22 protein-coding genes and 1 other RNA gene are annotated in these 20,495 nt (G+C 44.9%); 14 read left to right on the top strand and 9 right to left on the bottom strand.

The window, feature by feature from the left end; genetic code table 11:
• Genes KFE98_11985 through KFE98_11955 form a run of 7 tightly spaced genes read left to right on the top strand, consistent with a single transcriptional unit; the run spans position 1 to position 4,445 of the window.
• A complete protein-coding gene (locus KFE98_11985) occupies positions 1 to 594 on the top strand; it encodes a V-type ATP synthase subunit D (protein UTW60766.1) in 594 nt (197 codons plus the stop codon).
• On the top strand, positions 591 to 806 hold the full coding sequence (locus KFE98_11980; GenBank protein UTW60765.1) for a hypothetical protein: 216 nt from the start codon (positions 591 to 593) through the stop codon (positions 804 to 806). Before KFE98_11985 ends, KFE98_11980 begins: the two co-directional genes overlap by 4 nt.
• Positions 803 to 2,386, top strand: coding sequence for a V-type ATP synthase subunit I (locus tag KFE98_11975; GenBank protein ID UTW60764.1), 1,584 nt, complete (start codon positions 803 to 805; stop codon positions 2,384 to 2,386). Before KFE98_11980 ends, KFE98_11975 begins: the two co-directional genes overlap by 4 nt.
• A complete protein-coding gene (locus KFE98_11970; GenBank protein ID UTW60763.1) occupies positions 2,383 to 2,859 on the top strand; it encodes a V-type ATP synthase subunit K in 477 nt (158 codons plus the stop codon). Before KFE98_11975 ends, KFE98_11970 begins: the two co-directional genes overlap by 4 nt.
• Before the next feature lie 6 nt (positions 2,860 to 2,865).
• The gene (locus KFE98_11965; protein UTW60762.1) at positions 2,866 to 3,477 is read left to right on the top strand and encodes a zinc-ribbon domain containing protein; all 612 of its coding nucleotides are present in this window, start codon (positions 2,866 to 2,868) and stop codon (positions 3,475 to 3,477) included.
• A 21-nt stretch (positions 3,478 to 3,498) separates the two neighbouring features.
• Positions 3,499 to 3,948, top strand: a complete 450-nt coding sequence (locus KFE98_11960) for a GNAT family N-acetyltransferase (protein UTW60761.1) — start codon at positions 3,499 to 3,501, stop codon at positions 3,946 to 3,948.
• Between the two features lie 5 nt (positions 3,949 to 3,953).
• Complete coding sequence (locus KFE98_11955) at positions 3,954 to 4,445, top strand: DinB family protein (GenBank protein UTW60760.1); 492 nt, start codon at positions 3,954 to 3,956, stop codon at positions 4,443 to 4,445.
• Here KFE98_11955 and KFE98_11950 read toward each other — a convergent pair.
• Entirely contained in the window at positions 4,442 to 5,329 is an 888-nt protein-coding gene (locus KFE98_11950) for an Omp28-related outer membrane protein (GenBank protein UTW60759.1), read from the bottom strand. The two genes, KFE98_11955 and KFE98_11950, sit on opposite strands and share 4 nt — an antisense overlap.
• A gap of 99 nt (positions 5,330 to 5,428) precedes the next feature.
• Positions 5,429 to 6,058: a hypothetical protein gene (locus KFE98_11945; protein ID UTW60758.1), complete on the bottom strand. Its 630-nt coding sequence runs from the start codon at positions 6,056 to 6,058 to the stop codon at positions 5,429 to 5,431.
• A gap of 247 nt (positions 6,059 to 6,305) precedes the next feature.
• On the opposite strand from KFE98_11945, the gene folE reads away from it, so the two are divergent.
• Genes folE through yidD form a run of 4 tightly spaced genes read left to right on the top strand, consistent with a single transcriptional unit; the run spans position 6,306 to position 9,289 of the window.
• A complete protein-coding gene (gene folE, locus KFE98_11940) occupies positions 6,306 to 7,004 on the top strand; it encodes a GTP cyclohydrolase I FolE (protein UTW60757.1) in 699 nt (232 codons plus the stop codon).
• A gap of 13 nt (positions 7,005 to 7,017) precedes the next feature.
• Positions 7,018 to 8,526 carry a cysteine--tRNA ligase gene (cysS, locus tag KFE98_11935; protein UTW60756.1) on the top strand — a complete coding sequence of 503 codons (1,509 nt, stop codon included), beginning with the start codon at positions 7,018 to 7,020 and terminating at the stop codon, positions 8,524 to 8,526.
• Positions 8,527 to 8,529: 3 nt separating this feature from the next.
• Positions 8,530 to 9,048, top strand: a complete 519-nt coding sequence (locus KFE98_11930) for a dCTP deaminase (GenBank protein ID UTW60755.1) — start codon at positions 8,530 to 8,532, stop codon at positions 9,046 to 9,048.
• Positions 9,041 to 9,289: a membrane protein insertion efficiency factor YidD gene (yidD, locus tag KFE98_11925; GenBank protein ID UTW60754.1), complete on the top strand. Its 249-nt coding sequence runs from the start codon at positions 9,041 to 9,043 to the stop codon at positions 9,287 to 9,289. The genes KFE98_11930 and yidD overlap by 8 nt, the downstream gene beginning before the upstream one ends.
• 78 nt (positions 9,290 to 9,367) lie before the next feature.
• On the opposite strand, the gene KFE98_11920 is transcribed toward yidD, so the two are convergent.
• Complete coding sequence (locus tag KFE98_11920; protein ID UTW60753.1) at positions 9,368 to 11,653, bottom strand: hypothetical protein; 2,286 nt, start codon at positions 11,651 to 11,653, stop codon at positions 9,368 to 9,370.
• Between the two features lie 181 nt (positions 11,654 to 11,834).
• Here KFE98_11920 and KFE98_11915 point away from each other — a divergent pair, with 181 nt between their 5' ends.
• Positions 11,835 to 12,416, top strand: coding sequence for a PorT family protein (locus KFE98_11915; protein ID UTW60752.1), 582 nt, complete (start codon positions 11,835 to 11,837; stop codon positions 12,414 to 12,416).
• Positions 12,416 to 13,594, top strand: a complete 1,179-nt coding sequence (locus KFE98_11910) for a class I SAM-dependent RNA methyltransferase (protein UTW60751.1) — start codon at positions 12,416 to 12,418, stop codon at positions 13,592 to 13,594. The genes KFE98_11915 and KFE98_11910 overlap by 1 nt, the downstream gene beginning before the upstream one ends.
• Here KFE98_11910 and KFE98_11905 read toward each other — a convergent pair.
• From KFE98_11905 to KFE98_11880, 6 genes are all read right to left on the bottom strand, one after another.
• Positions 13,591 to 15,504, bottom strand: coding sequence for a tetratricopeptide repeat protein (locus KFE98_11905; GenBank protein ID UTW60750.1), 1,914 nt, complete (start codon positions 15,502 to 15,504; stop codon positions 13,591 to 13,593). The two genes, KFE98_11910 and KFE98_11905, sit on opposite strands and share 4 nt — an antisense overlap.
• Before the next feature lie 91 nt (positions 15,505 to 15,595).
• Positions 15,596 to 16,726 carry a hypothetical protein gene (locus KFE98_11900; protein UTW60749.1) on the bottom strand — a complete coding sequence of 377 codons (1,131 nt, stop codon included), beginning with the start codon at positions 16,724 to 16,726 and terminating at the stop codon, positions 15,596 to 15,598.
• Positions 16,727 to 16,861: 135 nt separating this feature from the next.
• Entirely contained in the window at positions 16,862 to 17,101 is a 240-nt protein-coding gene (gene rpmB / locus KFE98_11895) for a 50S ribosomal protein L28 (GenBank protein ID UTW60748.1), read from the bottom strand.
• A gap of 51 nt (positions 17,102 to 17,152) precedes the next feature.
• Positions 17,153 to 18,397 carry a competence/damage-inducible protein A gene (locus KFE98_11890; protein ID UTW60747.1) on the bottom strand — a complete coding sequence of 415 codons (1,245 nt, stop codon included), beginning with the start codon at positions 18,395 to 18,397 and terminating at the stop codon, positions 17,153 to 17,155.
• 2 nt (positions 18,398 to 18,399) lie between these two features.
• On the bottom strand, positions 18,400 to 19,359 hold the full coding sequence (locus KFE98_11885) for a glycosyltransferase (GenBank protein UTW60746.1): 960 nt from the start codon (positions 19,357 to 19,359) through the stop codon (positions 18,400 to 18,402).
• 18 nt (positions 19,360 to 19,377) lie between these two features.
• On the bottom strand, positions 19,378 to 19,914 hold the full coding sequence (locus KFE98_11880; GenBank protein UTW60745.1) for a DUF4199 domain-containing protein: 537 nt from the start codon (positions 19,912 to 19,914) through the stop codon (positions 19,378 to 19,380).
• Positions 19,915 to 20,046: 132 nt separating this feature from the next.
• Between KFE98_11880 and ffs the strand changes: the two genes are divergently transcribed.
• Positions 20,047 to 20,146: signal recognition particle sRNA small type (gene ffs, locus KFE98_11875), an RNA gene on the top strand.
• The last annotated feature ends 349 nt before the right edge of the window (positions 20,147 to 20,495 follow it).

Here is a 20,495-nt window from a genome sequence, read left to right as displayed (position 1 = left end):
ATGGCCATTAAGTACCAATTCAATAAAACCTCTTTGCAGGTGCTCAACAAGTCGCTAAAAATGCGGATGATGGCGCTACCTATTATCAAAAACAAAGAGAGTGCCCTTCGTCAGGAGGTAAAATTGGTGAAGGCTAAATACCTCAAAGCCCGGGACAATTTCGATGAACTACGCCGACAAGCGGAAGATTGGAATGAACTCTGGAGCGTTTTTGAGTTTGACTTGCTTCAAGTTTCTTCCCTAGATATAGGCCAACGAAAAATTGCGGGGGTCCGGGTTCCGGTTTATCGCGATGTAACCTTTGAATACCGGGAAGTCAGTTGGATCGGTCGCCCAGATTGGTATGCTGATGCTTTGTTGCTCCTTCAACAATTGATCGAAGCTCAGGTGAAGACGCTGGTCTTTGAACAAGAGCTCCAGATTCTGGAGCGGGAACGAAAACGAACCACTCAGAAAGTAAACCTTTATGAAAAGGTTCAGATCCCTGAGATAGAAGACGGCATCAAGAAAATTAAGCGCTTTTTGGAGGATGAAGAAAACCTCTCTAAGGCGGCACAGAAAATGGTTAAAGCACGACAAGCGGAGGCAGCATGATAGAACCCATGCTCAAATATTACCTGGTGGTTCACCACAGCGATCACGAAGAGACCATGGACTTTCTTCGCGGCCTGGGTTTGTTCCACATCCGTAAGCTTCAGGACGTGGATGACGAAGTACGGAATCAGTACAAGGAAATTCAAACGCTCAAAAACTTCTTCGAGCACCTGGGCGAATCCTTGACTCCAGCCCCCACTCAGGTGAATTGATTCCTCATCTAAAAGTGTTGGATCTGAAGGATACCTTGGTTCAACTGGACCAGCTCAAAAAGGAAAAGAAAAGCCTTGAAAATGAAAAGCAGGAATTGGAGACCCGATGGGGACACTTTTCCTCCCAGCAAATTGAGCAGCTGCAACAATGGAACCTATACCTGCAGCTTTATCAATGTAAAAAATCTCGTTTCAAATCCTCCTGGAAAGAAGAATATGCCATTGAGGTTTTGGACGAAGGCAACGATAAAATCTGCTTCGCCCTAATCCACGAAGAAGAGGAAGGCCCACAACTACCTGTACCTGCCATCCCTTTACCTGTGCGCGGTCCGGTAGAATTGGAAAAAGCGCTGAGCGATCAGGACAAACGAATTGCGGTGATTGAAGACAGGTTAGAAGAATTTGCCTACCGTAAACTGGGCGACCTGCGCTACACCTATGCCGTGCTCAATGATCGATACGAACTGAAAGCCACGGGACAGCAAAAGCACTCCTGGCACAACGGATCGATGAACATGGTGGAAGCCTGGATACCCAAAGCTGAGGAAGAGGAAACATCGGCTGCCTTAAATGAGGCTGGCATCTATTTCGAAACAGAGCAACCTGTTCCGGAGGAAAAAACGCCCATTCTCCTCCGAAATAAGAAGGTATCCAGTCTATTTGAACCTATCGGAAGTCTATTTAGCTTACCGGAATACACCGAGTTGGATCTAACACCATTTTTTGCTCCCTTCTTCTTGATGTTCTTTGGTTTCTGCCTGGGAGATGCTGGATATGGCCTTGTCCTATTGTTGGCCTTGCTGCTATTTGGCAAAAAATTGGGCCCTGAAAACAAAGGAATTGTTCGCCTCGCTCAACTCCTTGGATTATCCACCGTGGCATTTGGAATTTTAACGGGTACTGTGTTTGGTGTGAACTTGATCCAAAATCCTCCGTCTTGGTTGGAGGGTTACAACAGCTTTATGTTAGTAGAAGATCAGCTCTTCAATCTCGCCCTGGCCTTTGGGGGAGTTCAAATCATATTCGGCTTAGTGATCAAAATGGTTAATCAGAAATTGCAATACGGTTGGATCTACACGGTTTCAACGGGAGGTTGGATTCTGTTGATTATTGGCCTTGGTCTTGTAGGAGGCAGCGCACCAGAAACCATGATCAAAAAAATTGGAGCAGGTTCATCCCTATTAGGTGCTGGCTTGATTCTCTTCTTTAACGATCCAAAGGCCAACATCCTGGTACGAATCGGTAAGGGACTTTGGGAGCTTTATGGGATTACCGGAGTTTTCGGAGACCTACTATCCTACATCCGGCTATTTGCCTTGGGGCTCAGTAGCGCCATTCTCGGATTGGTGATCAACAGCATTGGCTTATCCATTTTGGAATCCAATCCTTATTTGGGTCCAGTTTTCTTCGTCATCTTCCTCATCATCGGACATGGACTAAACTTCTTTATCGCTGGGCTCGGAGCATTCGTCCACCCCATGCGACTCACCTTTGTTGAATTTTACAAAAATGCCGGTTTCACGGGAGGTGGAATGGCATACAAACCTTTTAAAAAACACTACAAAAACGATAAATCATGAATACAGCAATGATCTTAGCCTATACCGGAATTGGATTAATGATCGGACTTTCTGGAATTGGAAGCGCTATTGGCGTATCCATTGGAGGTAGAGCTACACTTGGAGCATTGAAAAAGAACGAAGATGCTTTTGGTAGCTACATGCTTCTGAGTGCATTACCCGGAACCCAGGGACTATATGGTTTTGCAGGATTCTTTATTGTAAACAATGCCATTTTAGCCATTATCAAAGAAACAGGTTCGCTTAACGCTTTTCAAGGAAGTTCCATTTTTGCCGCCGGCCTGGCCTTAGGATTGGTTGGATTGATGTCTGGAATCAAGCAAGGTGAAGTTTCTGCTCAAGGAATCGAAGGAATCGGATCGGGTTACGACGTTTTTGGAAAAACCATGGTATTGGCTGTATTCCCAGAGCTATACGCGATTGTTGCCTTTGCTGCCACCTTCCTGATTAGCGCTGGATTGACCAACGGCTAATTTTAGATGCCCAAGAGGAAAAAGAAACCATCGGCCATTTGTCCCAGTTGTGGGACGGCCAGTGAAAAAATGGATATGAAAACCGCCCTCAAGATGCAGGAGGAGGTGGATCGAAAACAATACAAGCACTACCGGGCTTTAGGAATTGATTCGTACCCATTTTTCATATCCAATGAGTTTGAATGGGCCTGTGATCATTGTATTTCACGAAAGAATACAGAAATAGCCAATCCATTCAACCAGTTGGGAGCTTTTACCCAGCACCTCATTTATTACGACTCACCACGGGTATGTGAGACCTGTAATTCCGACTTTGTATTTACGGCACAGGAAAAGAAAAGATGGTATGAACAGTACCAAATTTGGAACTTCATTCAACCTAAAAACTGCCCTTCCTGCCGTAAGGATGTTCGGGCCTATAAAAACAACAACACCCGACTATCAAATCTTTTGCAATCCGGAGCAGAAGATTTAACCAGCGAAGAAATTCGGGAGGTCATTGCCATTTACGAGCAATGGGAAAAACCCGATCGGGTGAAGTATTACGAATCCTTATTGCGCAAAGCCGAGCAAAGGGCCAAACGGCAAAATGACAATCAGACGACCACCGGCAGCTAGGTAAGGGATTAATTTAGTGGGATGATCCTTCTCACTCCTCTCGATTCGGCTCAAATACCAACCCTCCTTTCGTTCATGGAGGCCTTTTATGCCCTGGACTCCTACCCTTTCGATAAAGCCCGAGCTGAAAAAATGATAGAATCCCTTATGGCTCATCCGGATTGGGGAAAAATCTATTTGATCAATCATCAAAAAGAAATCGCCGGGTATATCATCCTCACTTTGGGATTTAGCTTCGAACACGGTGGTCGAGATGCCTTTATTGATGAATTGTACCTCAAACCCGAATACCGAGGCCAGGGAATTGGAAAGATCGTGCTTGAGCGGGCCGAAAAGAAGGCCAGAGAATTGGGGATCCAAGCGCTGCACCTCGAAGTAGAAAAACACAATTCCCGAGCTCACAAATTGTATCTTGATCAAGGATTTAAATCCCAGGATAGGATCCTGATGAATAAACCCATTAAACCCTAAGAAATATGACTCGTATCGAATTTATTGACGAGCAAATAACCTCCGCCCGAAAATGGACCAAAAGCCTGATTAAGCGAATTCCAGATGATCAGTGGTACCTTACACCGGATGTGATTGAATCGAACGTAGCCTGGCAGGTTGGCCACTTAGCCGTAAGTCAGAATTTCAATGGAATCATTGTGGTTCAAGGATTGAACAAACGAGTTTTTGAGCAAGTTCCTTTGAAAGAATATGCTCAGCTATATGCCATGGGAAGCAAACCAGCATCCGAGGGTCCTACTCCAGAAGAATTGAGAAAAAGCCTGGACTTTGTAGACGAACTGGCTCGGGAAACCTTATTCTCCCTCAAGGACGAAGAACTGGATCAGCCCCTGATGCCTTCAAAATTCCCACATCCCTTTGCCCAAACCAAATACGAAGCACTAACCTGGAATTTTAAACATGAAATGTGGCATTGTGGCCAATTGGCCCTTTTGAAACGAGTCTTAAAAAGTTAATTTTTGGTGAACGGAACGGTTTCCGCCTGAACCACCAACCCTGAACTTCTTTCGATCACAAAGGCAACGAACGTTAGATTTTCGGTCACCCATTCTGTTTGACGATCCTTGGCCAGTACATCGTAGCTCACCGCAAACCGTTCTCCTGAGGCCAAGCCATCTTCAATAAAGACATTGCCTGGTGCAGGACCAACAGAGGTTCTAAGCACGTGATTATGGGTGTACTCGTAGACATTAGGATCCAATCCCTGAATCTCCAACCGAGCATCCAATTGCGGGGATACAATTCCATCCTCGGTTAAATAAACCACCAAATCATAAGCTCCGGTCAATTCCTCATTCGCAATGGCGGTTACTTGAAGGTTGTTTTTATCATCGGGGTTATTTCTAATGTTTCTTAAAATCAATTGAATCTTTGGATTCTCCCGTTCGTCCGAGCCCATAAAATCATGGACCGTTTGATCCCAAAAGCCTCGTAATTGACTTCCTGTTCCTTCCCGGTTAAACATGGCCGAAGGAAAATCAAGAACCCCTCTGTAATCTATGATATAGTTACCTGCATCCGTGCGATAATCGGCCGGGTAACCTTCCTTGACATTGGGTATAGCATAATTGCTTCCATGAATACCAACCAGAACTAAACCACCCGGAAACTTCTGATCCAAATCCTTTAGTTTCTCGGCACCCGCCGGACACCAGGAACAACGATGACCTGTAAATTCTTCAATCAACAATCGCTGTTGGGTATAGGTTGAATCGCTGTAAAGCGTATCACCCGAAAAGGAGGTTCCTACTCCAGCGGTATCTTCCAAGGGAAATTTCACCTTGTCACAACCCTGAAGGATTAGGGCAAAAAACAAGAAGGCAGGTAAATAAGTTTTCATCGTGATTTTCTTTATTAAGATCATACGTTCAATGACCTAAAGGTTTGGCACTTAAGCGTTAAAATTACGAAAATCTCGATGCCACAGGATGGCAATTTCCTAATAAGCGGTAATGTAAATCGGCAATTTTAGTTTCAGGGAATAGCTTTCCACCCGGTCCTTTCCAATCCAGGAATAATTAAAGCCCAGCCCCACGTCCATTGGTAAATCAGTACGGAAGGGCAAATTGAAATAAACAACTCCACCAAATCCATATCCAAATTCATTGAAGAACCCATTCTCAAAATCAGATTGAATTTGAGTTAAGTAATACCCCAATTGAGCTTTAGGAATAACTTTAAACCTTGGTCTCGATATGATCTCATAAGTTGGTTCGATCTCAAAATAGGTTTGCACTCCCCTTATTCTTTCCTGCCGAAGCTCACCTTCCCGAGTTTCAAACTCCAACTCCTTGCCGTAGATAAATCCATGTCCAGCAGTCCAATTCAGTCCGAACTTATCCCAGGAAAAGAATTGGGCCAAGGGAATGGTTGCATAGAAACCGGAGGTGGCGGCTTTTAAACTTTCATCCGAACTAATTCGTTTGGCACCATGATCAGAAAGTAAGCGATCTCCGTAGTGTTTGTAAAGATTGGGCGCACCACCAAATTGAACCCCAAGATGCACTCGAACGGTATCCTGGGCCCAGGAATTGTAGCCAAAGGCAAAGGTCAAAAGAACTACGACCAAAAGTGATTGTATTGGTTTTTGAGCTAAACTCATCCTTGATTTTAAGGGTACTCCTTCTCCCCTTTGCAATTGAAATGCCAAATTAAGTGTTGTTAATTATTGTCATCTGAATCACCTTTCCAAAAGGTGTAGGAACACCATTTCCGTTCTTAGAAGTATATTTGCACCGATCTAATTTCGGTGATAAACCATTTGATCCGCAAGTTGTCTAACGGGTCATCACAGTTTAACACCAGAGGGAATAATTATGAAAGAGGAAAAAAACGGTCAGGCGAACGATTTAGAGCAGTTGGACATTGACATTATTGGTGATAATCACCTCTCTCAAAATCCGGATACTCCTTTACGGGATGATGCTTTCGAAATGAGCAAAGAGGATAAAATTCGCTCCATTGAAGCGGATTTCGCCAAAATCATGTACACCCTTGGTTTGGATATGACCGATGACAGCCTTCGTGGAACTCCGCGCCGGGTTGCCAAAATGTTTGTCAATGAGATTTTCGGAGGTCTTCTTCCTGAAGAGGAGCCTAAAGCTTCTACCTTCGAAAACAAGTACAAATACAGCGAGATGCTGGTAGAGAAGAATATTGTACTCTACTCTACTTGTGAGCATCACTTCCTACCTATCGTGGGTAAAGCCCATGTTGCCTACATTTCTTCTGGTCGTGTTATCGGTTTGTCTAAACTCAACCGAATTGTGGATTACTACGCCAAAAGACCTCAGGTTCAGGAGCGTCTTACCATTCAAGTGGTAAAACACCTGCAGCGAGAACTTAAAACGGATGATATTGCTTGCGTTATTGATGCCAAACACCTTTGTGTGAACTCCAGAGGTATCCGCGACATTAACAGCAGCACCGTCACCGCGGAATACGGCGGAAAATTCAAAGATCCAGCGGTCAAAAAAGAATTCCTCGATTACATCCAGATGAAGCTGGAAGAGTAATAGATTTACCAACATGAAACTGTACGAAAAGTTTCCCCTTAAGGTCCAAAATTCCCTGGGGAAAAAACTGGAAAAATTTGAAACCATTCATCCAGGCCGAGTAGGCATGTATGTCTGTGGACCAACGGTTTACAGCGACGTCCACTTGGGAAATGTCCGAACCTTTATGAGTTTTGACGTGGTGTATCGGTACCTAACCTTCTTAGGCTATAAGGTCCGCTACGTTCGCAACATCACCGATGTGGGTCACCTGGTTGACGACATTGATGAGGGAGAAGACAAAATCGCCAAGCGAGCCAAGTTGGAAAACCTGGAGCCAATGGAAATCGTGCAGAAGTACACGAATGGATTTCACGACGTCATGCGTGATTTCAATATTCTTCCACCCAGCATTGAACCGACGGCTACGGGTCACATCGTAGAACAAATTCAAATGATTCAATCCATTTTGGACAAGGGATTGGCTTATGAAGTGAATGGTTCGGTATACTTCGATGTGGAGAAGTACAATGAGAATGAACCTTACGGAGAACTATCCGGAAGAAAAATAGACGAGTTACAATCCAATTCCCGCGAACTTGATGGACAGAGCGACAAGCGCAGCCCTCTTGATTTTGCACTTTGGAAAAAAGCATCTCCTGAACACATCATGAGATGGCCTTCTCCCTGGAGCGATGGTTTTCCAGGTTGGCACTTGGAGTGTTCCGTAATGAGTTCAAAATACTTGGGCGATCAATTTGATATTCACGGAGGAGGAATGGATCTAAAATTCCCACACCACGAATGTGAAATTGCACAATGCAAGGCCAGTCATGACAAGGAACCCGTGAAGTATTGGCTTCATGGAAACATGCTCACCGTTAATGGCACGAAAATGAGCAAGTCTTTGGGTAACTCCTTCCTGCCTCATGAACTGTTTTCCGGTGATCATGAAGTTTTAGACAAAGGATATTCTCCAATGTCTGTGCGTTTCTTTATGCTTCAGACCCATTACAGCAGTACTCTTGATTTTTCCAATGAAGCGCTCCAGGCAGCTGAAAAAGGATTTAAGAAGTTGACTGGAATGGTGAACGCTGCAGGCAAACTGAATCACCCTGGTGGAGCTGCACAAGATGAATCCAAAGACGAGGAGTTCAAAGCGTTGAGCGAGCAATTGTTCGAGCACATGGGTTCTGACTTCAATACCCCAAAAACGATTGCGACCTTGTTTGAAATTGGCGGATGGATCAACTCATACGCCAACGGACAAGCCGATATCCGTAATATTTCTGAAACCACCTGGAACGAGGTTCGGAATTTATTCCTTGCCATCATCCGCGATGTTTTGGGATTGAGCGATGAAAGCTCAAGCGATGATAGTGGTGCCATGGATGCAGCTATGGATGTTTTGATTCAATTGCGCAATCAAGCTCGTCAAGACAAAGATTGGGCCCTATCCGACGAAATCCGGGATCGATTGAAAGAGGCCGGAATCGTTTTGAAAGATGGAAAAGAAGGCACTTCCTATACCCTTGAAGATTGATTTATGATACTATCAGGAAAAGAAATACAGAACCAATTAGGCCAAAACATTTTTATTGAGCCTTACCGGGAAGAACAGCTTAACCCCAATAGTTACAACCTTCGCTTACACGATCGTCTTTTGGTGTATGATACGGACGTTTTGGATATGAAAAGTCCAAATGCAACCAAAGAATTGATCATTCCTGAAGATGGCCTCGTTCTTCAGCCAGGTAAATTGTACCTCGGTAGAACCATCGAGTATACCCGAACTGAGAATTTGGTTCCTATGCTGGAAGGCCGTTCAAGTATCGGTCGTTTAGGGCTATACGTTCACGTAACCGCAGGATTTGGTGATGTAGGTTTTGCGGGATACTGGACATTAGAAATCCACTGTATCGAGCCGATTAAAATTTATCCGGGCGTTGAAGTTTGCCAGGTATACTACCACAGTATCGAAGGCGATTACGCTCCCTATAAAAGCGGTAAATACCAAAACAACACAGAAGTACAGCCCAGTTTGTTGTACAAAGATTTTGAATAAGACACTTCAACGGATTCTTGCGTTCCCTCTTTTAATACTGATTCGTATTTATCAGGGGGCTATTTCGCCATATCTCGGGTCCAACTGTCGCCACACGCCCACCTGCTCAAACTACACCTACGAAGCTATTCAAGTGCATGGCCCATTAAAAGGACCCTGGCTGGGACTCAAGCGCATCGTTCGCTGCAATCCCTGGGGTACGAGTGGGTATGATCCGGTGCCGCCGAAGGATGAGTCTTAAATTTGAATCATCAATCTTGAATCTTCGGAGTTCTTTAATTTTGGGAATTGAAAATTGAGCCTGAATATTGAACATCGCTCAATGATCCGAAACCCGGTCAATGTGGTAGGGTGGTATGATGTTTCCGTCTTCGTCTTTAAGGGTGGTACCTAATTCGAATTCTACGGCAGAGATGGTTACGTTGTTTTTGAAGTAGTAAACTCCTCCCCATGGGTGGCGCACCTTCCAGAAAATATCACCATGACCTTCTTTTACCACTACCCTTTCGGTGATTTCCTTTTTGCCTTGCATATAGACCTCTTCCGTAACCCCTTCTGGATATTCCGTCGCGATCTCACCGTGAACATTCGGATCCTTCATATTCCACTCGTGGTGTTCCTGGATACTTGAAGTCTTGTTTGTTTGATTCATCGCGGCCTGATCCAACTTGGCATGGAGATCAGCATGTTTATCCTTGGGCTTTAGTTTTTTGGCCGAAGTATGGAGAGTAGGCTTCGGTTTTGGAGCCGGGGTTTCTTTCTTAACTGGAGGTGGAGTAGTCTTTTCTTCCTTAGGCTCAGGTTTAGGTGTTTCCTTAACTTCTTCCTTTACCTCTTCTTTCTTTTCTTCCTTTTCGCCAGAACTTGCAGCCGCTGCAACGGCTCCAGTAGCAGCTACGGCAGGACCCGGTTTTGGTGTAGTCACCTTTGGACTTGTCTTCTTCTCTGGTTCTTTCTTCTTTTCTGCCTCCTTCTTCTCCGTTTCTTTGGCCTTGGCAGCGGCTTCTTCTTCCGCCTTTTTCTTGGCCTCAGCCTCTTCGGCAGCCTTTTTCTTAGCCGCTTCCTTCTCAGCGGTAGCGGCCGCAGCTAACTCTTTTTCTTTGGCCTTTTCAGCTTCTTTTTGGGCGGCAGCATCAGCTTTTGCATCCTGGGCTGCTTTTTTCTCAGCTTCCTTGGCTGCAGCGGCCTCAGCGGCAGCTTTCTTTTCAGCTTCTTCTTTTTCCGCTTTTTCTGCGGCCGCAGTGGCTTCATTAGCGGCTTTTTCCGCAGCAGCGGCTTCCGCAGCTTTTTGATCGGCTGCTTCTTGTTCTGCTTTTTTCTGCTCCTCAGCGGCCGCCTCGGCTGCTTTTTGAGCTTTGGCATCTTCCTTGGCCTTGGCTTTAGCCTCGGCTTCGGCGGCTTTCGCGGCAGCCGCTTCTTCAGCAGCCTTTTTCTTCGCTTCTTCTTCAGCAGCCTCTTCGGCAGCCTTGGCAGCAGCAGCTTCATCAGCAGCTTTCTGTTTAGCCTCTTCTTCGGCCGCCTTAACTGCGGCGGCTTCTACAGCTGCTTTCTGCTTTGCTTCCTCTTCGGCAGCCTTAGCAGCGGCAGCCTCTTCGGCAGCTTTCTTTTTCGCTTCTTCCTCAGCGGCTTTTTGGGCGGCCGCTTCCTCTTCGGCTTTTTTCTTCGCTTCAGCCTCGGCCGCAGCTTTAGCAGCAGCTTCTTCTTCGGCCTTCTTCTTAGCATCTGCCTCCGCCTTTTTCTTGGCCTTGGTATCTTCTACTACTTGGATTTTGGTTTTAACAGCAGTATTGGCAGGTAGGATTACAGCAGCTGCTTCGTACTTGCTTTTAGCTTCATCATAGCTACCTGCTTTCAATGCTTTGTCCCCTTCATCCATCAAGGCATCAAACTGCTCTTTTTTGGCCTTTTCTTCGGCTTCGGCTTTTAAGCGAGCTTCTTCGTCTGCGGCATGTCTCTCTTCTTCTTCGAGTTTTTTCTTGAGCTCCTGAATTTTGCTGTCATTAGGAAATACACTCTCGGCAGATGCAATACTTGCTTTAGCAGTGGCAAAATCTCCTTTGGATAAAGCCTTATCAGCGGCAGCTGTGCTGCGCTCATATTCCCGCTTCTTTTCATCCAACTCATCCTGCAGCTGAGCAATTTGCTCCATTACTCTTAAGGAATAGTCTGCATCCCAATCAAAACATTGGATATCCGGATCGTAGAAGATCTTTCCTACTGGCTCATCGAGGGGAGAATAGTCAATTCCTTCCACCTTTTGAATCATGGAAACCTGCATGGGTTTGGGCTTGCACCCGATATCTACCATTTCAGGGGTTACGTTCTTCAGAAAAACCTGGACTCTTTTTGTAGCGTAATGCTGTTTGCGAAACTCAAGAATGTAGTCTCGTCCAAAATCCAATTCAAAACTGAACTTGCCCGAAGAATTGGACTCGGCCCGTTTTATTTTTTGTCCTCCAGAGTATACAATTACGAAGGCCGTGGACATATCTTCAAATCCATCCTTCATATCGCCTTCCACCATATACCTGTCCATCTGTCCCTGAGCAGTCAGAAAGGACATCAAAATCACAAAGAAGGCTAATATCCGAGCGGTATTAATCATAAATGAGACCGGCCAAATTTAATAGAATTCGGTTAGCAACTTGTGGCGCCATATAATGCTTACTGGTTCTCGAGTCATTTTGTTTTGTAGAACGTCGAAAATTTCGGGATAAGAAATATCTTTGCTTAAATCGCTTTATCATGAAATCACGTGCACTTTCTGTTATTATCCCCTGCTGACATTGCTCTTTTCAGCTTCTGTAGCTCATGCCCAAATACCTATTAATCTCGGTATTATGGGAGGTACCACTTTCAGTAAATATACGACTGATATAGATTCAATCACTTCGGAGGCCAAAACCGGTTGGCAAGGAGGAGTTTTTGCTCGGGTTAAATTGAAGAAATTTTACGTAGAAGGCGATGCCCTTTTTACGGCTAAACCAGGTCAATTCAGACTAAACGCTGGAAACCAAACCGTGGAAAACGATTTGAAAATTTACACGGTGGATGTACCCATCATGGCTGGATACAAAATCATTAAAACCAAACCTTTTAGCCTACGCTTGTTTGCCGGACCTGTGATGACGGTTAATGTAAATGACAAAATTACTACCTCCATCAACGGTAGTGAAGTAGAGCTTCAAGAAGACATTCAGCTAAAAGGTGGTACAAGCTGGGCCGGAACCGTAGGGGCCGGTGTAGATGTGCTTTTCTTAGTAGTTGACGCTCGCTATTTTATCAATTTCTCCGACTGGAGCAACGTTAGCACCTACTCCCTTAACAGCAACGGGTTTATGGTGAACGTCGGGGTTAAATTCTTTTAATGTACAACACCTTTGTGTCCACCTACCAGGGCCTGGAAGAGGTTTTGGAGGAGGAACTTCAGGAGCTGGGCTATTCGGATCGAATAGTCAGAAAGGTACGCCGTGGCGTTTACCTGGAAAAACTTGACCTGGAGGATATTTATCGATTGAACTATGAGCTAAGAACTGCGCTCAGAGTTCTCATTAACTTACGTTCCTTTCGCATCTTTCGAGCTGATCAATTGGCTCATAAACTGCGTCATGAAAAATGGGAACGTTGGTTCCTTCCTGAACATTCTTTCAAGGTGGAAGCGGTGGTCAACCGAAGCGAATTGTTTCGCAACAGTCAATATGCCGCCCAAGTGGCCAAAGACGGAATTGTGGACCACTTCATGGACAAATTTGGGAAACGACCGGAAGTAGAACTCCGTTACCCTCAAATTCGCATTCACCTGCTGATTAGCTCTGATCAAGTAACTATTTCTTTGGATAGTTCCGGTGAATCACTGCATAAACGAGGGTCTAAAGTCAGTAATGGCATTGCTCCCTTGAGCGAGGTTTTAGCCTCCGGCATTTTAAAACTTTCGGGTTGGACACCTGATACTCCCTTGTTCGATCCTATGTGTGGATCAGGTACTTTTTTAACCGAAGCTTATGGTATAGCCACCAAAACTCCGGCCGGAAAATACCGCCGTGAATTTGCCTTTCAAAACTGGAACAACTTCAACTCAGATACTTGGCAATCGGTTAAGGATGAATCGAATGCCAAAACGCTTCCTCACTCAGAATCTCTTCAAATACGAGGAGCCGACAGAAGTCCGGATGCGATGCGAAGTTCTCGTCGCAATTTGGATCAAATTGGAGCTGGAAGAGTGCAGATTTCGAAAGAGGATTTCTTTCGATCCTTTCCCAAAGAATCGGAAGGAATGCTCATCATGAATCCTCCTTATGACAAGCGTATTCAACTGGACGGAGAAGATTCTTTTTACCCCCGTATCGGAGATCAGTTCAAGAAGGCTTACCCGGGATGGCGTGCCGGCGTGTTTAGCAGTAACATGCCTCAGCTCAAACGTACAGGACTGAAACCACAAAAACGCATTCCCTTGTTTAATGGTCCGTTAGAGGGCAGGCTTTTTCTTTTTGAACTGTATTCAGGAAGTAGAAAAGTGAAAGGAAACCCGGAAGAGAATCAAGATTAATTCGTGCCTTGGTATAGCGGTAGTTCGATGATAAACTCCGCTCCTGAATGATAGTCTTCATTCAACCAAATTCGAGCATTGATCCGCATTCCCATCAAGTAAACCAGGTATAGGCCCAGTCCGCTTGAGGTTTCTCCCCGAGTTGGTTGCGCACTGAGTTTTTTAAATTTTCGAAACATGTGTTTCCTGTCCTCGGCTGAAAAACCAGGTCCCTCGTCCCGAATATAAAGCCGAGCTCTATCCTTGAGTTGGTCGACCCGAATTTTTACGCTCTTTCCGTCAGGCGAAAATTTAAGGGCATTGGAAATGAGGTTTCTCAAAATGCTAAATAGAAATTCACGGTGAGACAGTACCTCTTCCCCATTTTTCTCAACCAGTAAGGTCATTCCTTTTTTCCCTGCCAAACTTCTAAACTCTTCTTCCAAATCGGAAAGTAGAGGACCCAATTTCACCCGATCCAGTTGGATACTTTCCATATGATTTTCGAGCTCATAAACCCGGAATAAGGTGCTTACCATCTGCAATCCACGCTCGGATACATGTCCCAACTCGGTGAGTAATTCGCGTACATCGTCGGGCAAATCAATATCTTCTTCGGTGACCAGCAAATCGCTCAAACTCTTGATCGACGCCATGGGAGAACGTAAATCATGAACCAAAATGCCCATGATATTATCCTTTTCATGCAAATGGTCATCTAACTCTTCATTCTTCTGAATAAGCTCTTCATTCAGGTGCCTTAATTTTCGCTGCTGCCAAATAATGTAGGATAGAAACAGCCCCAGAAGAATGGCCACTCCCAGAGTCCATAGGTTAAGCTGACGCTGCCAATCCACTTCTCTAACTGCCTCGAGGTTTTCCTTTTGCAGAAGCTGCGCCTTGAGCAAATTTTCCTTCACTGAAAATTGAGCCTGCGCAGCCGCAAAGGCCTCTGAATGATTTTGACTAAACACCGAGTCGGTATAATTGTCTGCCAGGGTCAGGTAATTTTCGGCCTCCCCCCATTTTTCATCGTGATAGCTTAGTGCTGCCAGGTAACGATAAATTTCATGGTGACGATCAATCACTCCCAAGCGTTCGGCGTAAATCAATGCATCTAAAAACCGGCCCCTGGACTCTTCCGTAAGCCCCTGCCCAAAATAGAGCACCCCAAGGTTTAAGTTTAGATCAATAAGGGGCAAATCTTCGGCCTTGTTCTCATGAATGCGTCTAGCTTCCTCCAGAAAGAAACGGGCTGAGTCTACCTGTTCAAAATCCAGGTAAATCACTCCCAATCTATGGTATACTTTACCCATGCCTCCCCAATCCGCCTGGTTTTGATAATAACCCAATGCATCTCGTAGGTAATAAATCGCTGAATCATATTGGCCAGTGTTGACCAAAACGTGGGCATACTGCACCTGAATGAGCACTCGATTGGTCGAATCACCAGACTCTTCCGCCTTTTTTAAAGCTCTTCGGAAGTAGACTAAGGCCTTTTCCTTTTGAAGCTGCATTTGATAGGCTTTGGCCACTCGATGATACGTGGATATCATCATAACTGGGTCATCGTAAAACTGGTTCATGGCCTCAGCTCCCAAATCCAGTACATGGTCGTGCCGGTTGGCCTCCGCATTCAAGGCCATGAAAAGTTTATACAATTCGGCCTTTTGGTGCCTATTGGCAAAACCCAGAGCTTTGTCAAAATCCAACATCGCCTCTTCAAACTTTTCTTCCTGAATATGGGCTTGTCCAAGCTCGCCGTACCAAATGGCGATCTGTACAGAATCGGATTTCTTGGCTTGGGGATGAGATTCAATCAACCTAAGCAGGCTATCTGATGGACCTGCGGTGGCAGTAATTCCCAGGCATACCAAAAACACCAGGGCACCCAAAAGTCCTTTTTGATTGTTTGAAATCCAATACATCATCACTTGCTCAAGTAGTGGAATTGCAGCGCAAACATCCACATTTTTGGAAAAAGTCTATTCGGTGTTCATCATACACCGGGCATCGTTTGACTCACTCCGAAAAGTAAAGATACATCACCGACATGGCTGACAGGGTATCTTTTGACGTATTGTTATAACGACTTCTTAAAACGTAGGTGTCTTTTTCAGGGAGAGCCATTCCTTCTGTGGAGGACCAGTCCTCGACCTGAATCAATCCAATTCCCGAATCAGCTGACTGCATATTCAACCGACTCACTATCTGACCGGTGCTTTCATTAATCAGCTCCAGGGATTCACAAAAAGGGTGCACGTGAGCGGCAATATAGTGAAGCTGATTCTGCGGTAGCATAACCATAAAGTCCGATACATCCATTTGCAACTCCTCTACCCCCGGAGGAATTTTCCAATGCCCGGTAAACTTGCGGCCATACAGATCGTGATACATATCGAGATTCTGCTGCGGGTTATTCGCCAGCATATCCACGCCACAATTAGGCTGCGTTATTCGGCGATCTTCTTCCGAAAGGTGAGTGGACACCTGAATTAAAGGCTCCTCGCCGCATTTTCCGGGAGGTCCCTCGTATTGCTTAACCATCCAAACGGTTTCCTGAGCCAGGGCTTGCAATGGAGTTTTAAGATCTTCGTCCCGGTAATAACTTATTTCAATTCGATGAATAAAGTTCGAATCCAACTCCGGACGATTGTGGTTTAAGGCCTGGAAAGTAACCTTGAGTTTCTGATCTCCGGGAACCGGAATACCAAATCCTTCGGGAAGTTGGATATCCGTGATGCCAGGGGTCAAAGTAAAAACCCGATTCACTCGATCAAATGTTCTTGACTTCCAGGGAAAAGTTCTGGGTACATCAAAATTGAGGTTGTTGTGGCACATGAAGTCAAAGGCCGCTACAGACGAATCCGGATTTAATACAGTGCCCTTGTAGCCCGTTATCCAGAACAGTTCCCCTTTTTCTCCTAAGGAAAAGTACTGATCTTCCGTGGGCCCCATCATCGAACGATAAATCGTGTCCAAGTGGAAGTTGGAAGAATAAAGAATCCTTTGCTCAGGATCCGGATTGTTTTCCTTAGCTGCATCAGGAAATTCCCGCTGATCACTATACCAGTCCGAAAAGTTTTTAGGCTTGGATTGACATCCTGCAAAAAAGAGGATGACAAGAAGATATAATGAAAAGGATCGAGTCACTTTTAGGGTCTTGAAATTTACCCGAAAATTAAGAAGAAAATTGGCTGATAGTAGGCTTTGGTGTAGCTACCAAACAAAAAAGGCTGAACCCACTACAATGTGGAAACAGCCTTCAGTATCTTTTCGAGAGTTAGATTACTCTGCGTAGTATCCTTTTTCTTTCGCTTTTTTCAAGGCGCCAAGAATTCCAAGGCGATTGATATTGCGAATGCCGGATGCCGAAACTTTCAAAGTAATCCAACGATCCTCTTCTGGAATGTAGAATTTCTTCACCTGCAAATTAGGCTTAAATCTTCTTTTAGACTTATTGTTAGCGTGTGAAACGTTGTTTCCAACAATAGCTTTCTTCCCGGTAATCTGACAAACGTTAGCCATAGCGCTTAAATTTTGAGCGGGCAAATATACAGCTTTAATCCTTAAAAATCGTCAGTTATTTAAAATTTCCTGACAAAGGAAATGAAGTGCGGTTTGAGAAGACTTGATAATGTTCTTGCTTCGATCATTCCCAAATCGGAATTCCCTGGACACCACACCGTTAGGACTGGCAACTGCCATCCACACTTTTCCCGGAGGATTTCCATCCGAATCCTCTCCCGGTCCAGCAACGCCTGATGTAGCCACGGAAAAATCGCTTTGAAGCAATTTTTTCACACCCAAAGCCATCTGCTCAACTACTTCTTGACTCACCGGTGTATACTCCCGAATGGCGGCCTCTTTTACCCCCAAAACGGATTGTTTTACCTCAGGCGAGTAAGAAGTCACCGAACCTTTAAAATAAGCCGAACTGCCACTTACGGTTGTAATCAAATGAGCCACGAAACCACCGGTTAAGCTTTCAGCTACTGAAACGGTCAAGCCTGATGATTCCAAAATTTGTTTCAATTTCTTTTCTGGAGCTCCTTCGAGGGTCCCCATAAAATAATCGGGAATCAAAGTGCTCAGTTTTTGGATGTGGGCGTCGATTCGGGTTAAGATCTCTTCGCGGTCATCGCCACGAGCACTTAATCTCAACCTTACCTGGCCTACTGATGGAAGCCAGGCCAGTTTAATGCCATCTGCCAGTACTTCTTCTTCCCAATCGTCGATCACCTCCATCAAAGAAGACTCACCGATTCCCTGGGTCAATACGGTTTGGTAAACCAATTCCGGAGTTTGGTATTTCTCTTTAATTCTTGGAATTACCTCCTCATCCATTAAGTAGCGCATTTCATTTGGTACGCCAGGCATGGAGACCACAATTTTTCCTTTTTCATCAAACCACATTCCCGGAGCAGTACCTTTCTCATTCTTAAGAACGGTGCACTTGGAAGGCACTTCTGCCTGGTGGCGATTTACCGGAGGCATTTTTACACCTAAGCGGTCAAAAAGCTGACCAACGTGTTCATACACCTCTTCATCAAACCTCATTGTATCGTTGAAGTAGGATGCCAAAGTCTTTTTGGTTAGATCGTCTTTAGTGGGCCCTAAGCCCCCTGTCATCAGAATAATATCGGCACGGGTTTGGGCGAGGTCCAGCGCATCTTTAATATGACCGGGGTCGTCCTGAATGGAGGTGATTTGAAAAACGGTTATCCCTACATCATGCAGGCGATCAGCCATCCAGGCCGAATTGGTATCGACAATTTGACCAATAAGTAGTTCATCGCCGATCGTTATGATTTCTGCGTTCATGGTTAGCGTGGTCCTTCCAAGCGTTCAGATACCTGGTAATCGTTTCGTTTAGGATCGTTTCGAGCGACTAACTCCGCCAAGAAACCGGCCAGGAAAAGCTGGGTTCCTAATATCATGGAAGTTAAGGCAATGTAGAACCAAGGTATGTCGGTAACCAAGGTGCTCCGAACCCCAACCTGGAGGTAGTAAATCTTCATTCCACCAATAATGGCAGCCGCAAAAAATCCAATCAAAAACATGACCGAACCAATCGACCCAAAAAGGTGCATAGGCTTGCGACCAAAACGGGTAACGAAGCTGATAGAAAGCAAATCGAGAAAACCATTGACAAAGCGCTCCAGTCCGAATTTGGTTACACCGTATTTACGGGCCTGGTGCTGAACAATTTTTTCGCCGATCTTATCGTACCCAGCTCTTTTCGCCAATACAGGAATATACCGGTGCATTTCGCCGTACACTTCAACGGACTTAACCACCTCATTTTTGTAAGCTTTAAGCCCACAGTTAAAATCGTGGAGGTAAATCCCGCTCATTTTACGGGTCGCCCAGTTGTAAAGTTTAGTAGGAAGTGTTTTGGTAATAGGATCGTAGCGTTTTTGCTTCCATCCTGAAATCAGGTCGTAGCCCTCTTCAGTAATCAATCGATAGAGCTCTGGAATTTCATCCGGGCTATCCTGCAAGTCGGCATCCATGGTAATGACCACGTCACCTTGGGCCGCTTCAAATCCTTTATTCAAAGCCGCTGATTTACCATAGTTCCGGCGAAAGCGAATTCCTTTTACCGAAGGATTTTTGGCATGTATTTCTTGAACAACCGCCCAGCTTTTGTCTTTACTCCCATCGTCTACAAAAAGAGCCTCATAGGAATAGCCATTGTCCTTCATCACTCGATCGATCCAGGCGCATAGTTCAGGAATCGATTCTTCTTCGTTATAGGTGGGAATTACCAGCGTAATTTGCATGAAGGCAAGTTTTATCGATTAAACATCCGCATCCAGTTCCCGGAAAGGATTCGGATCTGCTTTTTTAAGGATTAGTCCGTATATCGCTCCAAGACCGGCTCCAACGAAGCCATAGATTACTATAGCCATTAGTGAAGTAAACAGAGGTGTCATAAAAGGTTCAGCCATCTTCATAGACTTTATGGCCTCTTCCTGACTCATTCCACTTGAAATGTAACGATCATATGTAACCTGCTTAATTTCATCAACGGCCTCTGGGTTGATATACGTCAAGAAAACATAGGAGTAAACACTCGAAATAATGATAGCAATAAGAAGGGTCAAAAAACCAACGACAAAAAGTTGGCCGAAAGAAGCAAAACCTCCATTATCCTTATTCCTGAATCGAAGCATAAAATAAAAGACTCCTACCAACATGACAATACCGCCAGACCAAGCATTTATGGAATCTCCTGTTTTTAAACCGGCCACGTAAGCAATCACGGAAATCCCAATGAGCATAAGTCCTAAGAAGACTCCGTAATTCATGGATTTTGCAAGGGCTATATTCTTCATAAGTATGGCTTTGCGTGTTCAGGCAAATGTAGGATAAATTGGATGTCGATATTCAGTGCTTTAAGCCCCTTTGATCAAGTTTTACGAAAATTTTGCATTGCCATTCAAGCCATCCGTTGTACTTTTGCCGCCGGGTAAGTCTTTTACGACCAGCTCCCGTCGAATTCCCCCAGGACCGGAAGGTAGCAAGGGTAGATGGTTGTAGCGGTGCGATAAAAGTAGCTTACCCTTTTTTGTGTCTTTTCTGCTGGCGTACTCTTTCCACTTTTCGAGCTCATTATGAGTAATTTGCCCGCCAGTCCAACGCTTCATGACCTGTCCATTTCGCACCAAGAGCACAGTAGGATAAACTCCTTTGGTAAACTTATGAATGAAGGAATCCTGAAATAAGGTGTACTCAAAATCGGCATTTGAAACCTGAAAAAATTCGGGAATCTGGCTCTCCGGACCGAAGAACAAAATGTGAATTCGAGGCAAATCCATTTGTCGCTGGGCAATGGAAAGCTTTTGAGCAGCCGTTTTGCAATGTCCGCAAGTAGTACTCATGAAGGCCAATAAATAGTCTCCGGAATCCAAGGAAA

The sequence above is a fragment of the bacterium SCSIO 12741 genome (genome assembly GCA_024398055.1).
Taxonomy (GTDB): Bacteria; Bacteroidota; Bacteroidia; order Flavobacteriales_G; family Salibacteraceae; genus SCSIO-12741.
The sequence above is the reverse complement of the archived record's forward strand: the minus strand, read 5'-3'. Positions and strand labels throughout refer to the sequence as shown.

What these genes read in the sequence shown, in the direction of transcription:
- KFE98_11880 (UTW60745.1), bottom strand. Translation starts at nt 19,914, where the DNA reads ATGAAGAATATAGCCCTTGCAAAATCCATGAATTACGGAGTCTTCTTA.
- KFE98_11960 (UTW60761.1), top strand. Translation starts at nt 3,499, where the DNA reads ATGATCCTTCTCACTCCTCTCGATTCGGCTCAAATACCAACCCTCCTT.
- KFE98_11930 (UTW60755.1), top strand. Translation starts at nt 8,530, where the DNA reads ATGATACTATCAGGAAAAGAAATACAGAACCAATTAGGCCAAAACATT.
- KFE98_11970 (UTW60763.1), top strand. Translation starts at nt 2,383, where the DNA reads ATGAATACAGCAATGATCTTAGCCTATACCGGAATTGGATTAATGATC.
- KFE98_11905 (UTW60750.1), bottom strand. Translation starts at nt 15,504, where the DNA reads ATGATGTATTGGATTTCAAACAATCAAAAAGGACTTTTGGGTGCCCTG.
- KFE98_11965 (UTW60762.1), top strand. Translation starts at nt 2,866, where the DNA reads ATGCCCAAGAGGAAAAAGAAACCATCGGCCATTTGTCCCAGTTGTGGG.
- rpmB (UTW60748.1), bottom strand. Translation starts at nt 17,101, where the DNA reads ATGGCTAACGTTTGTCAGATTACCGGGAAGAAAGCTATTGTTGGAAAC.
- folE (UTW60757.1), top strand. Translation starts at nt 6,306, where the DNA reads ATGAAAGAGGAAAAAAACGGTCAGGCGAACGATTTAGAGCAGTTGGAC.
- KFE98_11890 (UTW60747.1), bottom strand. Translation starts at nt 18,397, where the DNA reads ATGAACGCAGAAATCATAACGATCGGCGATGAACTACTTATTGGTCAA.
- KFE98_11985 (UTW60766.1), top strand. Translation starts at nt 1, where the DNA reads ATGGCCATTAAGTACCAATTCAATAAAACCTCTTTGCAGGTGCTCAAC.
- KFE98_11920 (UTW60753.1), bottom strand. Translation starts at nt 11,653, where the DNA reads ATGATTAATACCGCTCGGATATTAGCCTTCTTTGTGATTTTGATGTCC.
- KFE98_11955 (UTW60760.1), top strand. Translation starts at nt 3,954, where the DNA reads ATGACTCGTATCGAATTTATTGACGAGCAAATAACCTCCGCCCGAAAA.
- KFE98_11950 (UTW60759.1), bottom strand. Translation starts at nt 5,329, where the DNA reads ATGAAAACTTATTTACCTGCCTTCTTGTTTTTTGCCCTAATCCTTCAG.
- KFE98_11910 (UTW60751.1), top strand. Translation starts at nt 12,416, where the DNA reads ATGTACAACACCTTTGTGTCCACCTACCAGGGCCTGGAAGAGGTTTTG.
- KFE98_11980 (UTW60765.1), top strand. Translation starts at nt 591, where the DNA reads ATGATAGAACCCATGCTCAAATATTACCTGGTGGTTCACCACAGCGAT.
- KFE98_11885 (UTW60746.1), bottom strand. Translation starts at nt 19,359, where the DNA reads ATGCAAATTACGCTGGTAATTCCCACCTATAACGAAGAAGAATCGATT.
- cysS (UTW60756.1), top strand. Translation starts at nt 7,018, where the DNA reads ATGAAACTGTACGAAAAGTTTCCCCTTAAGGTCCAAAATTCCCTGGGG.